The 21,557-nt window shown below is 27.2% G+C and carries 20 protein-coding genes; 8 read left to right on the plus strand and 12 right to left on the minus strand.

Annotated elements, in window-relative coordinates; all coding sequences use genetic code 11:
• Positions 1-117: 117 nt before the first annotated feature.
• Positions 118-1,242: a YfaP family protein gene (locus X275_RS05820; protein ID WP_047267962.1), complete on the plus strand. Its 1,125-nt coding sequence runs from the start codon at positions 118-120 to the stop codon at positions 1,240-1,242.
• A 56-nt stretch (positions 1,243-1,298) separates the two neighbouring features.
• Here X275_RS05820 and X275_RS05825 read toward each other — a convergent pair whose 3' ends face one another.
• From X275_RS05825 to X275_RS05865, 9 genes are all read right to left on the minus strand, one after another.
• Entirely contained in the window at positions 1,299-1,670 is a 372-nt protein-coding gene (locus tag X275_RS05825; RefSeq protein WP_047266521.1) for a hypothetical protein, read from the minus strand.
• Positions 1,671-1,750: 80 nt separating this feature from the next.
• Complete coding sequence (locus X275_RS05830; RefSeq protein ID WP_047267963.1) at positions 1,751-2,437, minus strand: 16S rRNA (uracil(1498)-N(3))-methyltransferase; 687 nt, start codon at positions 2,435-2,437, stop codon at positions 1,751-1,753.
• The gene (gene serS, locus X275_RS05835) at positions 2,437-3,711 is read right to left on the minus strand and encodes a serine--tRNA ligase (RefSeq protein ID WP_047267964.1); all 1,275 of its coding nucleotides are present in this window, start codon (positions 3,709-3,711) and stop codon (positions 2,437-2,439) included. The genes X275_RS05830 and serS overlap by 1 nt, the downstream gene beginning before the upstream one ends.
• Positions 3,708-4,355, minus strand: coding sequence for an LptA/OstA family protein (locus X275_RS05840; RefSeq protein ID WP_047267965.1), 648 nt, complete (start codon positions 4,353-4,355; stop codon positions 3,708-3,710). The genes serS and X275_RS05840 overlap by 4 nt, the downstream gene beginning before the upstream one ends.
• 2 nt (positions 4,356-4,357) lie before the next feature.
• Positions 4,358-5,197, minus strand: a complete 840-nt coding sequence (locus X275_RS05845) for a hypothetical protein (RefSeq protein WP_197072610.1) — start codon at positions 5,195-5,197, stop codon at positions 4,358-4,360.
• On the minus strand, positions 5,139-5,924 hold the full coding sequence (locus X275_RS05850) for a patatin-like phospholipase family protein (protein ID WP_047267967.1): 786 nt from the start codon (positions 5,922-5,924) through the stop codon (positions 5,139-5,141). The genes X275_RS05845 and X275_RS05850 overlap by 59 nt, the downstream gene beginning before the upstream one ends.
• Entirely contained in the window at positions 5,924-8,230 is a 2,307-nt protein-coding gene (locus X275_RS05855) for a hypothetical protein (protein WP_047267968.1), read from the minus strand. Before X275_RS05855 ends, X275_RS05850 begins: the two co-directional genes overlap by 1 nt.
• Before the next feature lie 12 nt (positions 8,231-8,242).
• Complete coding sequence (locus X275_RS05860; protein ID WP_047267969.1) at positions 8,243-9,931, minus strand: PEGA domain-containing protein; 1,689 nt, start codon at positions 9,929-9,931, stop codon at positions 8,243-8,245.
• Positions 9,918-10,361, minus strand: a complete 444-nt coding sequence (locus X275_RS05865) for a MarR family winged helix-turn-helix transcriptional regulator (protein ID WP_047266529.1) — start codon at positions 10,359-10,361, stop codon at positions 9,918-9,920. The genes X275_RS05860 and X275_RS05865 overlap by 14 nt, the downstream gene beginning before the upstream one ends.
• 50 nt (positions 10,362-10,411) lie before the next feature.
• Here X275_RS05865 and X275_RS05870 point away from each other — a divergent pair, with 50 nt between their 5' ends.
• From X275_RS05870 to X275_RS05895, 6 genes are all read left to right on the plus strand, one after another.
• On the plus strand, positions 10,412-10,879 hold the full coding sequence (locus X275_RS05870; RefSeq protein ID WP_047266530.1) for a hypothetical protein: 468 nt from the start codon (positions 10,412-10,414) through the stop codon (positions 10,877-10,879).
• A 93-nt stretch (positions 10,880-10,972) separates the two neighbouring features.
• Complete coding sequence (gene rlmD / locus X275_RS05875) at positions 10,973-12,310, plus strand: 23S rRNA (uracil(1939)-C(5))-methyltransferase RlmD (protein WP_047267970.1); 1,338 nt, start codon at positions 10,973-10,975, stop codon at positions 12,308-12,310.
• 98 nt (positions 12,311-12,408) lie between these two features.
• A complete protein-coding gene (gene glgP / locus X275_RS05880; RefSeq protein WP_047267971.1) occupies positions 12,409-14,976 on the plus strand; it encodes an alpha-glucan family phosphorylase in 2,568 nt (855 codons plus the stop codon).
• Between the two features lie 185 nt (positions 14,977-15,161).
• Entirely contained in the window at positions 15,162-15,662 is a 501-nt protein-coding gene (locus tag X275_RS05885) for a ferritin-like domain-containing protein (protein ID WP_047267972.1), read from the plus strand.
• Positions 15,663-15,735: 73 nt separating this feature from the next.
• Complete coding sequence (locus tag X275_RS05890) at positions 15,736-17,625, plus strand: thiamine pyrophosphate-dependent enzyme (RefSeq protein WP_047267973.1); 1,890 nt, start codon at positions 15,736-15,738, stop codon at positions 17,623-17,625.
• Positions 17,622-18,197, plus strand: a complete 576-nt coding sequence (locus X275_RS05895) for a 2-oxoacid:acceptor oxidoreductase family protein (RefSeq protein WP_047267974.1) — start codon at positions 17,622-17,624, stop codon at positions 18,195-18,197. Before X275_RS05890 ends, X275_RS05895 begins: the two co-directional genes overlap by 4 nt.
• 21 nt (positions 18,198-18,218) lie before the next feature.
• Here the strand turns inward: X275_RS05895 and X275_RS05900 are convergent, their stop codons facing one another.
• Positions 18,219-18,470: a hypothetical protein gene (locus X275_RS05900; RefSeq protein WP_047267975.1), complete on the minus strand. Its 252-nt coding sequence runs from the start codon at positions 18,468-18,470 to the stop codon at positions 18,219-18,221.
• A gap of 180 nt (positions 18,471-18,650) precedes the next feature.
• Here X275_RS05900 and X275_RS11080 point away from each other — a divergent pair, with 180 nt between their 5' ends.
• Positions 18,651-19,271, plus strand: a complete 621-nt coding sequence (locus X275_RS11080; protein WP_052913273.1) for a LexA family protein — start codon at positions 18,651-18,653, stop codon at positions 19,269-19,271.
• A 60-nt stretch (positions 19,272-19,331) separates the two neighbouring features.
• Here X275_RS11080 and X275_RS11515 read toward each other — a convergent pair whose 3' ends face one another.
• Together X275_RS11515 and X275_RS05915 are read right to left on the minus strand one after the other, a co-directional pair.
• Complete coding sequence (locus tag X275_RS11515; protein WP_197072611.1) at positions 19,332-19,478, minus strand: transposase; 147 nt, start codon at positions 19,476-19,478, stop codon at positions 19,332-19,334.
• 109 nt (positions 19,479-19,587) lie between these two features.
• Entirely contained in the window at positions 19,588-21,333 is a 1,746-nt protein-coding gene (locus tag X275_RS05915) for an AAA family ATPase (protein ID WP_047267977.1), read from the minus strand.
• Between the last annotated feature and the right edge of the window lie 224 nt (positions 21,334-21,557).

A 21,557-nucleotide genomic window follows, 5' to 3' on the forward strand; every position in this document is an offset into this window, starting at 1 on the left:
ACGATATTCCTACATATTTTGATGATTTTGTAATTAGAGGATACAAATAGTGAGGCCTATCAAAAAATACCGAAATAGCATTAATGCTAAAAATAAATAGGGAAAGGGAGGATAAAAATGATTAAAAAAATTATTATATTAGTTAGTTTGATTATTTTATTAGCATCTTATGTTTTTTCAAATATTTCAGATGAAATTGAAGGATTAACTGTTGAAGCTTGGTTTAATTTTAAAGAATTCAGTATTCCTTATGAAGGTTTTTCAATTCTGAAAGCTGATGAAGATTATTCTGATTTCGCAGTTTTTATAAAAAATAATGAATATTATATTTTTAAAGATGGAAAAGAATATAGAACATATTTCCAAATAGAAAAAGAGGGTTGGCATTTATTGAGTTTGGTTTTCGAAACTAATGGTAATATTACTGTCTATTATGATAATAGTATAGATGGAAAAGTGATTAGATGTAAAAAGTATGATTTTTCAGAGATAAAAATATCACCTGAAAACCTTTTTAAATCAACAATTAACAATAGTTTTATTTTCATTCATGAAATAGTTATGTGGGATATAGAAATTCCAATATTATATTCGCAAAAATCATTTGTAGAAGTTATATCAAAAAAACCGGAAATAGTATTAGAATATCCAAAAAATAATCAGAAATTTGATAAAAATATAATAAAAATAAAAGGTAAAGTTAAAGACTATTATAGAAATACAATAGATATGTATCTAAATGGGTTACACAGGGTAATACCTTTAAAAAACGGAAAATTCAATTATGAATTCATTTTAAAGGATGGGAAAAATACAATAAAAATACGTGCAAAAACATTCCAAGCAGAAAGTGAAAAAGAGATAAATATATACTACGAACCACCAGTTTCAGAAGAAATATGGATTGAATTAACTTGGGATAAATCAAAGGCAGATATAGATTTACATGTTATAGAACCTGATAATAACGAAATTTATTATAATAATAAACAAGGAATAGGAATTCTGGATAGAGATGATACAGATGGTTATGGTCCTGAACATTATACATTATTGACTAATAAAAAGAAAAAAGGAATCTATAAACCGTTTGTAGTATATTATAATGATAATGGTCAGAGAGAACCTATAAAATGTAAATTGGTTATATTAAAAAGAGGTAAAAAAATATATGAAAAAGAGTTTTATTTAAAAAAAAGAAAAGAAAAATTCGCTCCTAATATAAAAATTGAAATTAGATAGATATATAATATTGTTATATAAAAAACACGGCCTGCGCCGTGTTTTCTATTATTTATTTAATAATTTTTGGAACTATTTGATAGCCTGAATGTACCTGTTCTATCATTATCATTAATTATATGAAGATATCTATCTTTAGCTTCTTTAGCTTTTTTTCTTAATATTGATGGTAAATCGGATGTCTCAAATTCATCTTTTAAAAGTTGCATTAACGGCTCTTCAAAAGAATAACCCTCTTCTGTTTCTTCATCAAATACAATATAATTTAAATGTTCATCTTTAATTCTGTCGGGAAATGTCTTTTTCAAAAAATTCAATGTATATTTTGTAAATACGTCAACAACATCCTGAGGCCTTTTGGCATGATTCAACATGTCATGATATTCTTTTTTAGTTTCCTCATAATACTTTACATAAGATTTCATCATACTTTCCCCCTCCTATCTATGAGTCTGTTATTTTTGACTCTAAATATGCGGGAAAAGTTCTTAATAAAAAGATTTTAATTTCAATATAATCTATCAAAAAAATAATTCAGTATACTCATAGTATAAATTCCTGCCGTTTCAAATCTCATAATTGTATCTCCAAGGTTGACTCTATTTTCAGGTAATTTTAAAATTTCTTCTTCTGTAAATCCCATATCAGGACCTAAAATTATAGAAATTTTTTCTACTTTAGACATATGATTTAATTCATCTTTTAATGATTTTGTTGAAGTTAAATCCAACATTATTGGATTTTTTATTGTTTGAATATTTTTCAAATCGAAAAATTTAACTTCTGGAAAAACAGGATTTTCTGATTGTTTAGAACTTTCTATAATAGTTTTTTTGAATTTTTCAATAGTCTTAAATTTTAACTGTGACTTTTTACTGTGAAATATATAAATATTGTTTACTCTTAATTCAACTAATTTTTCTATTAAGATTTTCATTCTATCAAATTTACTTGCTCCTATATAAAAGTCTATCTCTGGGGTTAACTTTTTAATATAAGTTTCTTTTGTTTTTATCTGACAAATAGTCTCATTTTTCCTAATTTTTTCTATTATGCAATAATATATATTCCCTTTACCATCAAAAACCTTTATTTCATCATTTTCTTTTAATCTTACGATTTTTAAATGTGATGTTTCACCTTTATCAAGAATTACCTTATTTTCATTAAATATGCCATAAAAAGCATTAGGCATTAGCCTATTACCTCCACTCCCATATATGGAACAAGTACTTTTGGAACTTTTATTTTTCCATCAGCTAATTGATAATTTTCCATTATTGCTACAACGGTTCTTCCAATTGCAAGTCCTGAACCATTTAATGTGTGAACATATTCCATTTTATTATTTCTTGTTCTATATTTTGTATTACCTCTTCTTGCCTGAAAATCCTTAACATTACTACATGAAGATATTTCTTTGTATGCATTATAACTTGGTATCCATACTTCAAGGTCATATGTTTTTGCTGCAGCAAAACCTAAATCCCCACTACACAGAGTTATTACTCTATATGGTAATTCTAAAAGTTGTAAAATTCTTTCTGCATGAGAAGTCAACTCTTCCAAAGCTCGTTCAGAATCTTCTGGTGTGGTATACCAGAACAATTCTACTTTATCAAATTGATGTTGCCTTATCATACCCCTTACATCTTTCCCATAACTTCCTGCTTCTCTTCTATAACATGGCGTATAAGCAACATATTTTAATGGTAAATCTTTAAAACTCAATGTTTCATTTTGATGCATTCCGGCAAGAGCAACTTCTGAGGTAGGAATTAAAAACAAATCATCATTCTTTGTGTTATAAGCTTCTTCTTCAAATTTTGGTAATTGTCCAGTTCCCAACATTGTTTCTCTTTTTACCAGATGAGGAGGTAAAACTTCCATATACCCGTGTTCTTTAGTATGAACATCAAGCATAAAATTTATTAATGACCTTTCAAGTCTTGCTAATTGTGATTTTAATATTGAAAACCTTGATCCACTTATTTTAGAAGCTCTTTCAAAATCCAACATTCCTAATTCAGGACCTAAATCCCAGTGTGCTTTAGGTTTAAAATCGAATTCACGAATCTTGCCCCATTTTCTAATTTCTATATTATCCTCTTCTGATTTCCCAATAGGTACGCTTTCATCAGGAATGTTGGGAATATGTAATAATTTTATATGTATTTTATCTTCTATATCTCTCATTTGCATTTCTATTTCTTTTATTTCATTACCAATTTCTTTTGATTCTTCCTTGATTTTTGTAAATTCTTTTACATCACCAGCGGCTTTTAATTTAGCAACTTGTTTTGAGTATTCATTTCTTTTGGCACGTAATTCATTAACCTCTGTTTGTAATGATCTTTTCACTTCATCTAATTCTTTTATTTGGTTAATTAAATCTGTTTCATGATTTCTCTTTTCTAATGCTTCAATAATAATTTCAGGATTCCTTCTTATCAATTTTATATCTATCATTTATTCTCCTCCTTATCTTCTATTTCAAGAGTTAATTTAACTTTATTAGCAGAAATTTCATTTTTATCCGTTTTGAATGTTGCCTTTGTTGTTTCCATGTCGATCTTTTTCTTCGGATTTGTTATTTTTACATTATTATTTAATACCAAAATTTTTGTATTCTCATCATATTCAAAAGATCTGGAAAAAATTAAATAATCATCTTTTATAATTTTTACAAGTTCTTTTTCTGAATTCATTTTTCCAGAATATGTTTTATTTTTATTATCAAAATTAATTTCATCACAATATATATATATTTTCTTATCATTGTTTTCTAATATAATAACAGTTTCAACATTCCCTTCTAATAAACCTGTATCTTTTTTTAAGTCATATTCCAGAGATACTGCTGTTGCTTCCATTGTATCTGTTTTTATTTTAATACCACCTTCAGATGCCAATTTTCTCCATTCATCATTAACAAGTGTAACTGTTGCTAAATCCGTTAATACTTCTAAAGTTCCTTTAATAACCTGAACATTATTTTTCAATACATAAAATTCATCTCCGCCTTTTACAGTATCTGCACTTACATGTATGGTAGAAGAATATGATATTATAACAAAAGACAGAATGAAAATCATTATAAAAACTTTTTTCATTATTATACCTCCAAATTTTTATTTATCCATGTTTGAGCTATTTTTTTGGCATTATTATATGCTGCTCCACTTAAAGAGTGAAAGGATATTTTTAATGGAGTCAAAATATCTTTCTCTTTAGTAATTATATCAAATAATTTCTTTTTTCTCAAAAAAAATGAATAAAGTAATATTTCAGCACCATTTTTAGGATTCGGTAAAACCATCGAACATTCTAAAGATGTTATTATATCTATGTCTGAAATATTTAAAGGACATAATGATATTTCAGATGATGGAATTAATTTCTGTTTATTATATTCATAATATTTTAAAAAGGGTGGAGTTGAAAATGATGCTAATAAAGCATCGACATACAATTCATCTAAATTAAAATTATATATTTCCTTTTTTTCAATATTATAACTTTCAATCTGAAAAAAATCACCTAATTCACCTATTTTTGTATTTCCAAAATAAGACTTTAATTCCTTTTCTAATTCTTTATGAGATTCAAATTCAAATTGTTTTCTTTTATTTAGTTTCCATAATGCAATCGCCTGATTATATAATTTTTCATATATTTTATCTTTAAAAAAATATCGATTTAATACTTTTGAGTTTTGTATGAATTCAATCATTTTACCAAAAAAATTTTTTCTATATTTTGATATAAAAAATGGCAATAAAGCGCTGACTCCTGTAACTCTCAGAAAAACCGGTACATTCTGATGCAGAAATTGCGATATTATTCCAGAATTCCAATAAATACCATATTTTATATCACCAGCAGCTATTTTTATTCTATTCATGTTCTTCACTTCTTTCAAGTTTTGTTTTTGCTTCAAAATATATTTCTTCATATTTTTCAAATTCATACCATTGATATATTGAATCAAATATATAAATTTCATCTGCCTGTTTTAATTTTTCTTCTGTAATATAGTCTATACTTAAAGAAGAAATATAGTTTATGTATTCCAATCCATCATTAAATTTATCATTTTTTTGTGGAATATGTGAAGCAACTACATATTTAGCTCCTAATTTTCTGCAAAGATTTATAGGAACTTCTTCCAATAAACCGCCATCTAAAAGTGTCATTCCACCCATTAGTTTTGGAGTGAATGCTGCCGGTACATTTGATGAAGCCATAACTGCATCCAAAATATATCCTTCTGTTATTTCTTCGATATTTTCAGAATCTATATCCACAGCTACAACACCAAAGGGTATTTTACAATCTGAAAAGCGTTTTTTATAAAATAATGGTTTTAAAAGCTTAAACAATAAATCATTATTTAAAATCCCCTTTGAAGATAATAACTTAGCAAAACCAGTAATCTTATTTTCAAGATTCTTTTTTATATAATTTATTTCTTTTGATGAATGTTTTATAATATAATTAAATTTCTTCATCACCAGTTTACTATTAGGTTCTAATGAATACAATGCCCCTATTATAGAACCTGCACTACACCCGCTTATAGAAACAGGATTATTTTTATATTTCAACTCTAAATGTTCCAATAAAGCTATATGAGCCATCCCTCGAATTCCACCACTCCCCAGAGCAATTCCGTATTCCATTATAATCCTCCCATTATTACATATACAGCAATTCCGCCAACTATACCTCCAACTAAACCATATAACAAATTGTTCAATATATTTTGATTATTAATTCTACTTTCCAATGATTGTAATCTTGATTCAAGATTATCCGTATTTTCTGAATATTTTTTCATTTCCAGCAACTCTGTAGTAATTTTACTATTTTGAGATTTTAAATTTGTTACTTCTTTTTCCAGATCTATTATTTTCTCATCAAGATAAGATGTATCAGAAACATTTTCAACCTTTTGTTCAACTATATTTAATCGTGTTATTATAGATTCTAATGATTTCATATTTGCTTTGATTAAGTCATCTTTAATTTGCATATATACATAATCTTTAATTTCATCCGATTTACTCATTAAAGATTGAGAAACCATATCGCTGATTATACCTGTTAAAACTTCTTTATTATTAGAAGGTAGACTTTCTAAATTATAAATAGAATTTTCCAGTGATTTTAATCTTCCTTCAAAATTATTTAATTTTAAAGTATTTTTATCAAAGTTATTTTTTAACTCAAATAACACCTTTGTATTATTTATAACATCTTTTTGCAATTTTTCAGTCGGTGGTTGTAATGCCAATTCCTGAACAAGATTGTTGAGTGTTTTGATTTTTTTTGTTAATTCTTCTACAATTTTTAACTCATTATTCAATTTTTGAATTTCAAGAGAATTTTTTGTACTCAATTGCTCAATATTTGATAATTTTGGTAAAGCGGAATTAACATTTTTTAATAACTCCCCTATATTATTAAGGCCACTTTCTTTGACCGCATTTCTAAATGCTTCGAGGTCTTTTTCCATGCCTAAAACCTGTGTTGTAAGATTTGATACAGCATAATCATTGGTATTAATTCTTGATTCAATTTTATCTAATTTAGTGAATAAATTCGATATACTCTCATTTTCTTTATCAAATGCAGCTCCTTCTAATAATCCTATTCTTTGATCGTATTCCTGAAGTTTTTTATTTAAATTTCTGATTTCATCAGCTGCATTTTCTAACTTTTTCATATTATTTATTTTTTCTTCAATCAAAGATAATCTATTCAGCAATTCTTCCGGTATACCTGTTTTGATATTTGTTTTTAAATCACTTATCTCTTTCTGTATATCAAGCACTTTTTTGTCAAGAATATTCACCCTGTTTGATGAATCGGATAAGATTGCAGAATATGAATTTGTTATTTTTTCCAATTCATCAACTTTTATTTTCAGGCTTTCAATATTATCAATTTTATCTTCAATAGTTTGTAACTTTCTTAGTAATAATGGTTCATTTGTTATTGTTGAAGAATCTGTCATTTTAATCCCGGATTCCAGGTAAGATACCCTGTCACTTAATTCATTTATTTGATTTGATAATTCTGGTATTCTTGAGGTTAAATTCATTAATGGCTTCACCTGAAAATCAAATTTTTGTTGAACAACTTCATCTATATATGTATTCGAAGAAGATATTTCATTTTTTAAATTATTTAATTCATTTTTTAATTCCATTATAGTTGCATTTTCACTATCTTTTTTCCATCGCATCTGCGCAGCAACTTCATTTGTTATATATACCTTTAATCCTTCTTTTTCTTTTGTAAATAATTCATCTATATATGACTTATAATTGCTCTGTTCCCTTTTCAGGTAATCATCCAGAGTATTTGTCATGTACTCCTTGGTTTTTGAAAATTCTTCCAAAACACCTTCGACTGCTTTTTCAAAATCATTCATTCTATTGCTAAAAATAACAATAGACGCAAGTGTTGTTTCGTATAATTCATTAATCTTTTCAACTGACTTTTTTTCAGCCACCATATATGCATTTTGAGCAATCGCATTAAAAATAGGATTGTTAGAATCTGTTGAATCTATTGTTATAGCCATTTCTAAATTTTTGATTCTCGTTGAAAAATCGTTCAGTAAATTTTTTGTATTTTTATAATCAGCATCAAGTGAAAACATGAAGTTTTCCAATGTATACACTCTTTGAGGTAACTTTTCCATTTCTAATCTTGTTAATGAAGCATCTAAAGAATCTAATTTCTTTTTATAATTTTCATTTAAATAATCTAGAAAATTAGAACCAAATATAGCTAAATCATATCTTGAAACGGAAATAGCACCATTAAATTTTCCCTGTGTATCCGTTTCCATTATTCCAGCTTTTACTACTTTATAAACATGTGGATATACTGGCGAAGTTGGTTTAACATCAAGAATTTCACCAAATATTGATACAATAAAAATAAATATTGAAATAAAAATCAAAAATTTTTTCATCTTTTTGCCCCCTTAATACCAATTATCCAGGTTAATATATTTTCCTTCATCGGTAATATATATAAATCTTTCTACTATTTTTCTATTGCCTTTATATACGCTAATTTTATGAACCCCATATTCCAACCTTAAATCCAATTCAGAAGCTGTATATTTAATATCATCAACATAAACATCAAATGCTCTTGAATTTACTATTTTTACAGGCACCAGATTTGCTTTAGAAAAGAATATTACTCTATGTTCATAATTATTTATATTTATATCTATATTATACGATTTTCCATCAGGAAACTTAAATACAACATTATGAATACCACTATTTAAAACCTTTCCTAAAACATACCCTCGATTTATGTATTTTCCATCTATATAAATTAATACATAATTAGAAGATGTAAATAAAGAAACTGCCCCTATATTATCTTCTGTAGTTAAAAAAACTGTTTGAGATCTGTTTTTTCTTAATGTTATTGATTTCTTTGAATTTAAATAATAAATATCAAGTTTTTTAGTATTTTGCATTGTATTTATTAAAATAGTTGATGGCGTAAATGCATATTTATCACTTATATAAGCCAGAATTTTTTCCTGAGATAATACTTCAACTGAAGTTGAAAGTAATGGATTTAAAATTAATTCTTTTGGTGAATCTTTATTTATAATATACCTAAAAAAAAGATTTTTATCTGTTTTTGAGACTATTTCCAAAATATGAGGCATTCCGTCCAATTCAAGATATTCAACCGAATCACCAATATATTTTCCATCTAAATAAAACTCTAAACCTTTACTATTCTGTATTTTCACAATTCTTTTGTTTTCATATAATTCAAAAAATAAAGTTTTTTTATTCAATGATTTATCTAAGTTTATTGTTAATTCCTTTGATATGTAACCAATTTTTGATAAAATTATTTTTAGATTACCAGATGGAACAGTAAATGTATTTGGTGTATATCCAACTTTTTCACCATTTATAGTCACCAACGCATTTTGTGGTGATGAATCTATATACAACTGAATTCCTTTTTTTAATTCAAAGTTATAACTCACTGGCTCGTCAGATTTTAAAATAATATTTTTCTTAAAAGGTAGATATCCATCTTTAATCAATTTAATATTATAATTTTTATTTAAAGATAAAATAGTAGAATACGGTGTTTCACCTACAAACTTTTCATTTATATACAAATTTGAAATTGGTGTTGAATCAAAGGTGACCATACCATTTGGAACCAACTCCACCATTATTTTCTTTGTTTCAAATGGTTTTAATTCAAGATTAATATTTTGGGATTTATAGTTTTCAGCTGAAATTGTTAGAGTTTTTACATTTATAGGAATTTTAAGAACATCACCATTTTTTATTAACACCTTATTTTTATCAAAAGAAATATAAAATGATTCTATATTTGACCTAAATTCTATTGAAGCCAAAGGAATAAGGTTTGCATTTATTTTTTTATCTGAGTCAATAGAAACTGTGGTTTTATAATCTTTATACCCAAATTTTGATATTATTATATTATATGTTCCTGATTGCAGTGAAACATTCTCAGTATTGCTTTTCATTGTAAGCATATATTGATTGTTAATATAAACTAAAGAACCTTTTGGGGCATTTATCGTTAATTGAAAAGAAAAGCTCATAGAGGTAAGCATCAAAAATACAAACAAAAAAGTTTTAATCTTTTTCACAGTTCCTCACCTCATTTATAATATTATCCAGATCCTCAAGCTGATTCATTAATTTTTCAGGATTTTCGATTTTAGATAATACTTTATCCATAAACACAACACGAGCTTTTATAACTTCTTCAATAACATTTTTGCCTTTTTCTGTAATTTTAATAGTCGTGACTCTTTTATCCTTTTCATCTTTTGTTTTTTTAAGATACCCTGAATTTTCAAGTCTGTTGATTAAACCTGTAGTTGTACTTTTTGTTATTCCTAAAGCCAAACTTAAATCTGTAACTCTTTTTTCACCTCGAAAATATAATATTTGCAATAGATCAAATTGTGCTGGAGATATTTCGCTATTTTTTATAATTTTTCTTCCTTCAACCTTAATTTTAAAACATATATCCCTTAGAATTTTTTCGAAATTTTCCAATCTTTTTTTATCCATAATGTTCCTCCTATCTAAATTTTATATTTTTTGAAAGAGAGGTTGTTTTAATGGTAAAAAACATAACATTTTCTGCTATGTTAAGCGTTATAACAGTGTTACTCTTTACCTCACAGATGTTTATTCCTGTATTAGGTGTTTTTGTTGCATTTTTCAGTTTAATACCCTTAATTCTGGTATTTGAATTGACAGACATGAAATATTTTATTATATCCACCTTAACTTCAGGCTTTTTAATATTAATATTAAATGATATTTTTGGTCTAATCTTTTTTTCGACCTTTTTATTACCACCAGTATTAAGTATAGTATATAATAAAAAAAATAAAATACCCCACATTATATTTTTTCTCGTACCAGTGGCATCATCCTATTTTATGTATAAATCTTTTTTCAATGTAAAAATTTTCTACTATATGTGGCCTTTAATTGGGGCATCAATATTTTTTGTAGTAAAATTTTATTATATAAAAATAACAGAGTTAATAATGAAGGGGTTAAAAGCAAAAGGTTTTTAGCATTAAAAAATGTATATATATATTTTATCAGAAAAACCCTAAAAAATGAAATATATGTTATAATGAATATATAAATACAAAGAGGTGAACGCTATGGAAACTATAGATGTTGTTATTGAAAAAATAGTTAATGGGGGATATGGTTTTGCAAGATATGATAATAAAATATATATGGTAGAACACGCATATCCAGGAGAATTTGTTAAAATAAAAGTAAAAAATAGAAAAAAAGATGTTTATTTTGCTGAAGTAGTGGAATACATTGAAAAATCACCATATAGAAATAGACAAATTTGCCCTCATTATCAGGAATGTGGAGGATGTCAATTGTTAGACCTTGATTATAATGAACAATTAAAAATAAAAACAAAAATAGTAAAAGAACAAATAAGAAGAATTGGAAAATTAGATGACACTCTAGTATTAAATACAATAGGTTCAGATGAAATAAATCATTACAGAAGCAAAATGGAATTTGCATTTTCCTATAAAAATGGAGATATAAAAATTGGATTGAAAAAGAGAAACAGTAATGATATTATAGATATAAAAAATTGTTTAATTGCTCCTAAAGAATTTAATAACATTATTTCTGAAACAAAAAAAATATTCAATGCGTTAAACTTAAAAATATATAATCCAAAATTCAGAAAAGGAGAATTCAAACATCTGGTTTTAAGAAAATCATTTTCAAAAAATGAAATTATGTCAATCTTCATTACAAAAACAGAATATATAAATAATTATAAAAATTTCAAAAGATTAATAAAGGAAAAAATTAAAGCAAATTCTATTATCCATGTAATGAATGGTTCTGATTCAATTGTTTTACGAGGACCTTATAAAACATTAAAAGGGGAAGGTATTATAAAAGAAGAGTTTAATGGATTTGAATATCAAATTCCGCCTACCGCTTTCTTCCAGAATAATTATAACATAACAAAAAAAATATTGAATGAATTTGTAGAAATTATAAAAAGAGAGAAAATATCCGGTGTCCTGTTAGATCTTTATTCTGGAGTGGGCTTATTTTCTATATATTTAGCTCCACTTTTTAAACATGTTACAGGAGTAGAAAATAACGGAATTTCTGTAAAAGCTGCTCATTCGAATTCAAATATAAACAATATAAGAAATACCACTTTTATAAAATCGGATGTTTTAGAATTCATAAAAAATTATGATAAAAAAATAGATCTTTTAATAGTAGATCCTCCAAGAAGTGGACTTGATAAAGAAATTTTAACTAAAATTTTACAATTAAAACCAGAAAATATTTTCTATTTATCCTGTGATCCAACCACATTATCAAGAGATTTATCCAGATTAAAAGAATCTTACAAAATAGAGTTTATAAAGCCTTTTGATATGTTTCCGAATACTTTTCATATTGAAAATTTCGCGTTTTTAAAAGCAAATATAAGCAATTAATTATAATTAAAGTTAAATTTCTACAATTATTGCATAAAAACAATAATTTTTGGTATAATATGTATTGGATATATTAAATTTTGGAGGGAGGACTTTCCATGGAATTTATTTCAAAGATAAATGTTTTACCAAAAATACCTGAAAAACTTTCAAGGCTACCGGAATTAAGTAAAAATCTTTGGTGGACATGGAATTATGATGCCCAGGAGATATTCGAAAGAATAGACGAAAAATTATGGGTAGAAGTCAACAGAAATCCTGTACTATTTTTAAAAAAAGTAAGTCAAAAAAAGTTAAATGAAGCTGCAGAAAATAAAGCTATAATATCATTATACTCACAAGTTATTGAAAAATTTAATACTTATATGAAAGCAGAAAATACATGGTTTAAATCTACACACAGAGAATATAAAGGCGGAGAATTTGCTTATTTTTGTGCCGAATATGGCCTTCATGAATCATTTCCAAATTATTCCGGAGGACTTGGTGTTCTTGCTGGAGATCACTTGAAATCATCAAGTGACCTTGGAATACCACTTGTAGCAGTTGGTTTATTATATAAACAGGGTTATTTTGAACAAAGAATTAATTCTGAAGGTTGGCAGGAAGCTATATTTAATCCATACGATTTTGATAATTTCCCGGTAATACCTGCCAAAGACAAAGAAAATAATGACATATATATTACCGTTGAAATGGAAAATAGAAAAGTATATGCAAAAGTATGGAAATTACAGGTTGGAAGGATAAACCTCATATATCTTGATACCGATATTCCACAAAATGACCCAGAAGATAGAATGATAACATATCAACTCTACGGCGGAGATCAAGAAATGAGAATCAGACAGGAAATGTTATTGGGAATAGGTGGAGTAAGAGCATTAAGAGCTATAGGATATAATCCTTCTGTATGGCATATGAATGAAGGACACTCTGCATTTTTGGGCTTAGAAAGAATTAGAGAATTTGTTCAGGAAAAAGGATTATCTTTCAGAGAAGCTGTACAGGCTGCAAAAGCAAGCGCAGTGTTTACAACACACACCCCTGTGCCAGCCGGGCATGATGCTTTTCCATTTTATTTAATGGACAAATACTTTAAAAATTATTGGCCACAATTAAAAGCTTCCAGAAGGGAATTTCTTGATTTAGGCGCAGAAATAAGACCTGACGGTTCTGAATTATTTTCCATGACCACGCTGGCTTTAAATCTATCCTCAAGAGCTAACGGTGTAAGTAAATTACACGGCGAGGTTTCAAGAGATCTGGCTAAAGATATATGGAAAGGTCTGGAAGCTGTAGAAGTTCCAATCACTCATGTTACAAATGGCGTTCATGCAACAACATGGATCTCAAAAGAATTACAGGATTTGTTCTCAAATTATTTAGGCAAAGATTGGCATGAAAAAATTGATGATCCAGATTTATGGAAAAAAATCGACAATATTCCTGATGAAGAATTATGGAATGTAAGAAAAGGATTAAAGAAAAAACTTATTGAATTTATCCACGAAAGAACAAAGCTGCAAAGAATGAGACATGGTGAAACTGTAGAACAATTAGAAGAAATCGATAAAATATTGAATCCTGATGCTTTAACAATAGGTTTTGCAAGACGATTTGCTACATATAAAAGAGCAACTCTTATATTTAAAGATTTAGATAGATTAAAGAAAATACTAAATAATCCAGAAAGACCTGTTCAACTTATTTTTGCTGGAAAAGCTCACCCCGCTGACAAACCGGGACAAGAATTAATTAAACGAATTTATGAAATTTCAAGAATGCCTGAATTTAAAGATAAAATTGTCTTTATAGAAAATTATGATATGAATGTAGCAAGACATTTAGTTGCCGGAGTTGATATATGGCTAAATAACCCAAGAAGACCCAGAGAAGCCAGCGGAACAAGCGGTCAAAAGGCTGGTATGAATGGCTCTCCAAACTTCAGTGTATTAGATGGTTGGTGGGTTGAAGGATATAATGGGAAAAACGGATGGGCAATTGGAGACGAAAGAGATTATATAGATCTTGAATTACAAGATAAAATAGATAGTGTATCTATATATAATACATTAGAAAAAGAAATCGTTCCATTATATTATGATCATAACGAAGAATTAGGAGTATCAAGAGAATGGATAAAAATAATGAAAGAATCTATAATTTCTGTAACCTCATTCTTTAATACCCATAGAATGCTCAAAGAATACACACAAAAATTATATATGACTGCAGCAGAATTAGGAGAAAAGTTCATTAAAAATGATTTTTCTATAGCCAGAAAATTCTCAAGCTGGGTAGAAATATTAGAAAGAAATTGGGACAGTATTAAAATTAAAGTATTATCAAATGTAAAAGAAGACGTTACATATACAACAGAAGGCAAAATAGAAGTAAAGGCCGAAGTGTATTTACCCGGAATTGGACCTGATTCGATATTAACCCAGATAGTTCTGGCTAAATTAGAAAATAATAAGGTAGTGTCTTTAAAATCATTTGATATGAAATTAAATAAAGAAGTTAATAAAGATACATATTTATTTGAAGGTGAATTTGAGGTCGATGAAAGAGGTCAATATGGCTGGAATGTTAGAGTTATACCTTTTAACCCAATAATGCCTTATCAACATTATTTAATTGGATTTGTAAAATACCCACAATAAAAAAAGAGATCTCTTTAATCTCTAAAATATATAGTTTTAAAGTTTTTTTGTGTTTTCAAGAATTTGGAAAGAATAAAAAAATACCGCGAAAGCGGTATTTTTTTATTAGATTAAAATTTATTTTTAAAATTGATAAAAATATGATATAATTACAAATGTATAATAAATAATAAGGGGGAATTAAAATGAAAGATGGTATTCTTGGCATTTTAAATTATGCATTAGCAAAAGAAATTGAAGGAAAAAACTTTTACAAAAGCAAATTAGACAATATTTCAAATCTTCAATTAAAAGAAATTTTTTCTATGCTGGTAGAAATGGAACAAGGACATGCTGAATATATAAAAAAACTAATAAAAAAATATGAAGATGAAAAAAATTTAGACGTAGAATTCGAAGAAGATGATGAGAACTTATTTCAAATAAGAGAAAAAAAAGAAATCACAGGCGGTAAAATAGAAGAAATGACTTTAGACTTATCTGTTGTTAAAATGGCATATTTAATCGAAGATGATTTTATGAATTTTTATAAAAATGCTGCTGAAAAAGTTGAAAACAATGATGCAAAAAAATTATTTGAAAAATTATCCAAATGGGAAGAAACTCACCGAGATATACTATACAATATATACAGGGATCTTTCCAATGACTATTGGACTGAAATGAATTTTACACCATTATATTAATAATAAAGGAATGGACTTTCCATTCCTTTATTATTTTCCATAAAAAAATATTTATTAATAGCGAGGTGAGATAGTGAAAACCTTAGGTGAAATATTAATATCTAAAAATCCAATAAGTGAAATTGTTATGGGAAATCATGCGCTTGTTAGAGCAATGCTTGAATCCGGCGTAAAAGTAGTAACTTCTTATCCAGGTTCTCCTACACCAGAAATTGCAGAAGGTATAAGAAGTATTCCAAAAGATAAAAATCCAATGTATTTTGAATTTTCTGTAAATGAAAAAGTTGCAACTGAAGTTGCTTTTGGTGCTTCAATGAACGGACATTTATCTACTGTCTTTTTTAAAAGTGTGGGATTAAACGTAGCTGCTGATTCTTTTGTTCAGCTTGGACTATTTGATTTAATCGGAGGTATGATTATAGTTTTAGGCGACGATCCTGGTGCAAATTCCTCACAAAACGAACAGGATAACAGGCATTTTTCAAAACTTTCATATATTCCTATGTTTGAACCAAATTCGCCAAAAGAAGTATACGAAATGTTCAAAGAGGCTGCTAAAATATCCAAAGATTTACACATGCCAATAATTTTAAGATTAACAACTCATGTGTGTCATGCAAAAGAAAAAATAAATTTCGATAAATTAATTATAGAGGAATATGATTACTCACCAAAATTCGATAATTTCAATGCTCCACATATTCCAATTGCTGCCAAAGCACTCGACATGAAAAGAAAGGCCCTAAAAAGACTGGATATATTTAAAAACATAACACAAAATTCCAGATTCAACGAATATATCGATAATGGAAATAAAAATAAAGGAATAATTGTAACTGGATTACCCTATCTATCATTACTTGATGTTTTAGAATACTCAAAAGAAAAGATTGATATTTTAAAAATTGGGATTGTAAATCCTCTACCTGAAAAAATAATAATAGATTTTCTGAAAACTCATAAAGAAGTAAAAATATTAGAAGAATTGGATGACATTATGGAGAAAGATATAAAATCGTTAGCTTTCGATCATAAAATAGATGTAAAAATTATAGGAAAACTTGATATCGAAGATTGGATTGGGGAATATAAACCTGATAAGGTGTATGAAATATTAAGAAAAACATGGCCGGAAATATTAGAAAAAATAGACATCAACATTCCAGAAATAAAATTAAATCCAAGACCTCCACAACTATGTCCAGGATGTGGTCATAGGTCAGCATTTCATGCAATAAAATATGCCTTAAAAGATACGGATATTACAGTTGCAGATATAGGATGCCATACATTGGGATTTTTAGAACCGTATAATATGGGTCAGGTTTTATTATCAATGGGTCATTCCACTTCCACTGGTGCGGGTTTATCATTATTTAATAAAACCAGGAATGTCGTTGCATTTTTAGGTGATTCAACATTATTTCATGCCGGAATACCTGGTATAGTAAATGCCATATTCAATAATCATAATTTAACTTTAATAATAATGGAAAACGGAACTACAGCAATGACAGGACATCAAGACTTACCATCAATAGGAAAAAATTTTAACGGCCCCTCAGAAGCAATTCCTATAAAAAAGTTACTCGAAAGCTTAGGGGTAAAATTTATTAAAGAAGTAGATACATACAATCAAAAAAAATTAAGAGAATATGTAATAGAAGCTTTAAATACAGATGGATTTAAAGTTATTATAGCAAAACATCCCTGCATGTTAAAACTAACACGCGAACAAAGAAAAAAGGGAATATTTAAAAACAACAAAGTCGAAGTCACAAGTAAATGTGATCATCAATATATATGTATAAGTGATTTTGGATGTCCTGCATATCAAATAACCCCTAAAGGAGATGTATGGGTACAGGAAGATTTATGTATAGGCGATGGTTCATGTATACAAACTTGCCCCACAAATGCTTTAAGCTTTAAAATTGTATCAAAAGGGGGGGATAAACAATGAAAATATTCAATATTTACTTAATAGGTGTTGGCGGACAGGGTATTGGATTATTAAGCGAAGTGATAATAAGAGCAGCTGATAAAGCTAATTTGCCTGTAAAGGGTGTTGATACTCACGGATTAGCCCAAAGAGGGGGAACAGTATCTTCTAATATACGGATTGGAAATGTTAATTCTCCATTAATTATGAAAAATCAAGCAGATTTAGTAGTAGCTTTAGAACGACATGAAACATTAAGAGGTATGAATGATTATTCAAAAAATAATTCTACAGTCATTTATTATGACACAGTTTGGCAACCTTTGGATGTAAGATTAAGAAAAAACAAAGAAATTAATAATGACGTATTATTAAAAGCAGCTAACAAAAGAAATATTAATTTAATAAAAGTATATATCGATGATTTAAACGATGCAAGAATGCAAAATATGGCTGTTTTAGCAACAATGGCTAAATATAATTTAATTCCAAACGTACAAAAAAATCACTACATTGCAGCTATAAAAGATTTATTAACAGGAAATATTTTAAAAAATAATATTGAATTATTTGAAAAAATTTATGAAATTTAGGAGCCGTAATCGGCTCCTTTTTTATGCAATTGAAGAAACACGAGTTCTTTTCTTTGATTTAAACAACTCTTGAACTTCTCTATCAAAAATTATTTTTATATAATTTTCTAGTTCATCAATAGAATTTAAATTTAAGATTTCATTTTCTGTAATTTTATTTTCCAACCCTATTAGTTCTAATAAAAATTTATTTTGCTCTGAATTAAACAAAAAAGTTTTAAAATAATGCCTTTTATTCTCATACCATTGTATTAACTCTTGTGTTTTTATCATCATATTACCCCCTTTTAGTGTTTTGAGAATTTTTATAATCTACTATTTTGTATCTTGATTTTATGTTACTACAAATAAATCAAAAATACAATTAAGAAAAGGTAAAAAACAGGTAACAACTCTACTATCAGGTAGAAAATGGTGTATAATATATATATACAATAAAGGCGAGGTGAAATAATGTCAAATCTTATAGGCAAAAGAATTGAACTTTTAAGAAAAAGAAAAGGCCTATCGAGAGAAAAATTGGGATATATTATAGGTATAGCAGGTAATAGTGTATATAGAATTGAATCTGGTATGAATTTACCATCTGCAGAAGTTATAATTGAATTAGCAAAATACTTTAATGTATCTACAGATTATATACTTGGTCTTGATACAGAATCGGATGAAGAAAACATAGTAAAGGTACAGATGAAAAAAATTCCGGTATATGAAAAAGTCGCTGCTGGACGTTCCGGTATAGCAGAACCGATAGATTATCCTATTGATGAAATATACATTCCAGTAGGTTCAAAAGGAGAGTTTGCAGTTGAAGTTATTGGAGATAGTATGGAACCAGAAATAAAAGAAGGCGACTATGTTATTATCGACCCTAATGCATATGTAGAATCTGGAAATAGAGTAGTTGCATTAATAAACGATGGTGCAGATGCGCTTGTAAAAGTTTATAGAAAAGCAATGGAAGGTCCTGCTATGCTTTACAGTTTAAATCAAAAATACGAACCTATAATCTTAACAGAAGATTTAAAGTGGGAAATTATCGGTAAGGTTGTTAGTCTATATAGAAGATATTAAAAAGATATTTATTTCCACTTTATAAAACCAGCCATCAAATTACGATGGCTGGTTTAGTATTTAATTTATTATTGTACTAATATCTTTTACATAATCTCTAATACTTAATTCTCTTGAATACAAAGATAATACCATATTTTCAATAGCTAAAATATATCTTTGTCTTTTCTTAACAATTTGTGGGTCAAATTTCCCAGCTAATAACATATAAAAGTTTTGAAAATCTAAGAAGAAATATTTAAGAAACATTATTTTGTAATAATTACTATTAATCAGCTATCCTCAATTTACACAGAATTTTAGATAGTCCCGAGTTTTAGTTTTTTTCCTCAATATATTTAGCCTCTTTTCCAACAAAAACAATTATATACTTTTTCATCGTTTCATTTTTTGGGTTTAATTCATATGATTTTTTGTATTTTTCTATTTGTTCTTTTGCTTCTTTTACTTTCCTTTTTAATTTTTCTTCTGTGTATTCTTTTTGTTTTATATATTTTACTTCTATTATCGCTTCATATGGTACTTCTTCGTATCTTTTGAACATTGCTATGTCTATATATCCATTTTCTACTGGATATTCCATTTTTACCATTGCATATGGCGTTAGTATTAGATAACTATACATTATTGCTTTTATGTATTTTTCATCTAATCCCATGAATATTCTGTTGTCCATTTTGCTCAATAGGTTTTCTATTTCTTTGGCAAAGCTTTTTATTTCTCCATCTGATAGTATTTTTCTTACTGCTATTTCTATTGGCTCTGGGTCTATGTATTCTGTTAGTTTTTCTTCTATGTATTCTGTGAAGTATTCTGAGAATATTTTTTTCATTGAGTAATTTGGTATTTTTAGATATGTTATTATTCCTTTTTTTTCAAATGTCATGAACCCAAGATAGAATAATAATGATTTTATGTCTTTTATTTCTATCCTTTTTCCTGGATTAAACATTGTTGTGAGTTCTGTTAATTCTGTTTTTCCTGTTAATAGTATTTCATTTAACAGTTCTCCTATTATTCTTTTTGATGTTGTTTTTTCTCTTTCTTCTTTGGTTTCTTCTTTGTCTATTTTTACTCCAAGTAATTCACCAAGACTAAATAGATTCTGTACTTTTTTGTAATCACTCATTATGTTATCATCTATTATTTTTTCTGGTGGTTTTTTTTCTGAAAAATATTCTGTTATAAAATAAAATACCATATCTGGATTATATACTTTTTCTTTTGCGTTTATGTTGAATATATATCCATTATAATTTTCTTGCATTTCTTTTAATAATTTTTCTGAATATATGTCATAATATTCCAATAATTCTTTTACTTCTTCTTCTTTGAATCCGAGCATTTCGTTGAATTTTATATCTATTGTTTTATTTTTAGTTATATTAAATCCACTGGTTAATGAGTCCAGCATTATTGGACTTACTCCTGTCATAAATAGTCTTTCTATTATGGTCTGTGTCCCTTTTTTTATTTCTTCATAGAATTTCCTTACAAATCCATGTTTTGTTACGCTGTCTTTGAATAAATCAAGGTTAAAACTCAATAATTCATTTGCAAAGTGATCATATTCGTCTATTAGTAAGTATATCGGTTTGTCTAATATATCTATTGCATTATTCAAAAAAGCTCTAAGTATATCTGCTGGTTCTGTATATTCCTTTTCTATTTTTAATTTTACTTTATATCTATTGTTGAAATTTTCAAGCGAAACTATAATGTTATTTTTAAAACTATTTATTAATACTTCTTTATTTTCTGTTTGTATTCCAGAAAAATTCATTTTTAAAATATAATAACTGTTTTTTAATGACGTTGGATTTTTTCCTATGTATAAGTTTTTAAATAATTCTTCAAATTTCTCTGCATAATTGATATCATAATACTTTGCAAGTGTATCTAAGAACAATGTTTTTCCAAATTTCCTCGGTCTTAAAAACACTATATTTTTTTCATTTAATGATTCTAATTTTTCTATATATTTTGTTCTATCTATGTAATAATAATTTTGTTTTATTAATCTTTCAAAATTCTGTTCTCCATATGGTATTTTCTTTTTCATCTGTTCCACCTCCAGTGGAATTATATCATATTCTATTTTCTTTTTTCATCAATTGCAGATGGTAAAATAATAAAGAACAAAAAGAAAAAGATTTTCTATTAAAAAATATAACCCCAATAAGAGTGAATTAATTGTTATATATTGCCAATATGCAAAAACAACATCAGCTCGAATACGTATTCACCCCTTACAAGATTTGGACAAAAAATAAGAAAGTGATATCA

It is taken from the genome of Marinitoga sp. 1197 (genome assembly GCF_001021165.1).
In the GTDB taxonomy this organism is placed as follows: domain Bacteria; phylum Thermotogota; class Thermotogae; order Petrotogales; family Petrotogaceae; genus Marinitoga.

Bases quoted from the DNA above. Each gene is read 5' to 3' on its own strand.
- X275_RS05820 (WP_047267962.1), top strand. From the start codon at position 118: ATGATTAAAAAAATTATTATATTAGTTAGTTTGATTATTTTATTAGCA.
- X275_RS05825 (WP_047266521.1), bottom strand. From the start codon at position 1,670: ATGATGAAATCTTATGTAAAGTATTATGAGGAAACTAAAAAAGAATAT.
- X275_RS05830 (WP_047267963.1), bottom strand. From the start codon at position 2,437: ATGCCTAATGCTTTTTATGGCATATTTAATGAAAATAAGGTAATTCTT.
- serS (WP_047267964.1), bottom strand. From the start codon at position 3,711: ATGATAGATATAAAATTGATAAGAAGGAATCCTGAAATTATTATTGAA.
- X275_RS05840 (WP_047267965.1), bottom strand. From the start codon at position 4,355: ATGAAAAAAGTTTTTATAATGATTTTCATTCTGTCTTTTGTTATAATA.
- X275_RS05845 (WP_197072610.1), bottom strand. From the start codon at position 5,197: ATGAAGAAATATATTTTGAAGCAAAAACAAAACTTGAAAGAAGTGAAG.
- X275_RS05850 (WP_047267967.1), bottom strand. From the start codon at position 5,924: ATGGAATACGGAATTGCTCTGGGGAGTGGTGGAATTCGAGGGATGGCT.
- X275_RS05855 (WP_047267968.1), bottom strand. From the start codon at position 8,230: ATGAAAAAATTTTTGATTTTTATTTCAATATTTATTTTTATTGTATCA.
- X275_RS05865 (WP_047266529.1), bottom strand. From the start codon at position 10,361: ATGGATAAAAAAAGATTGGAAAATTTCGAAAAAATTCTAAGGGATATA.
- X275_RS05870 (WP_047266530.1), top strand. From the start codon at position 10,412: ATGGTAAAAAACATAACATTTTCTGCTATGTTAAGCGTTATAACAGTG.
- rlmD (WP_047267970.1), top strand. From the start codon at position 10,973: ATGGAAACTATAGATGTTGTTATTGAAAAAATAGTTAATGGGGGATAT.
- glgP (WP_047267971.1), top strand. From the start codon at position 12,409: ATGGAATTTATTTCAAAGATAAATGTTTTACCAAAAATACCTGAAAAA.
- X275_RS05885 (WP_047267972.1), top strand. From the start codon at position 15,162: ATGAAAGATGGTATTCTTGGCATTTTAAATTATGCATTAGCAAAAGAA.
- X275_RS05895 (WP_047267974.1), top strand. From the start codon at position 17,622: ATGAAAATATTCAATATTTACTTAATAGGTGTTGGCGGACAGGGTATT.
- X275_RS05900 (WP_047267975.1), bottom strand. From the start codon at position 18,470: ATGATAAAAACACAAGAGTTAATACAATGGTATGAGAATAAAAGGCAT.
- X275_RS11080 (WP_052913273.1), top strand. From the start codon at position 18,651: ATGTCAAATCTTATAGGCAAAAGAATTGAACTTTTAAGAAAAAGAAAA.
- X275_RS11515 (WP_197072611.1), bottom strand. From the start codon at position 19,478: ATGTTATTAGCTGGGAAATTTGACCCACAAATTGTTAAGAAAAGACAA.
- X275_RS05915 (WP_047267977.1), bottom strand. From the start codon at position 21,333: ATGAAAAAGAAAATACCATATGGAGAACAGAATTTTGAAAGATTAATA.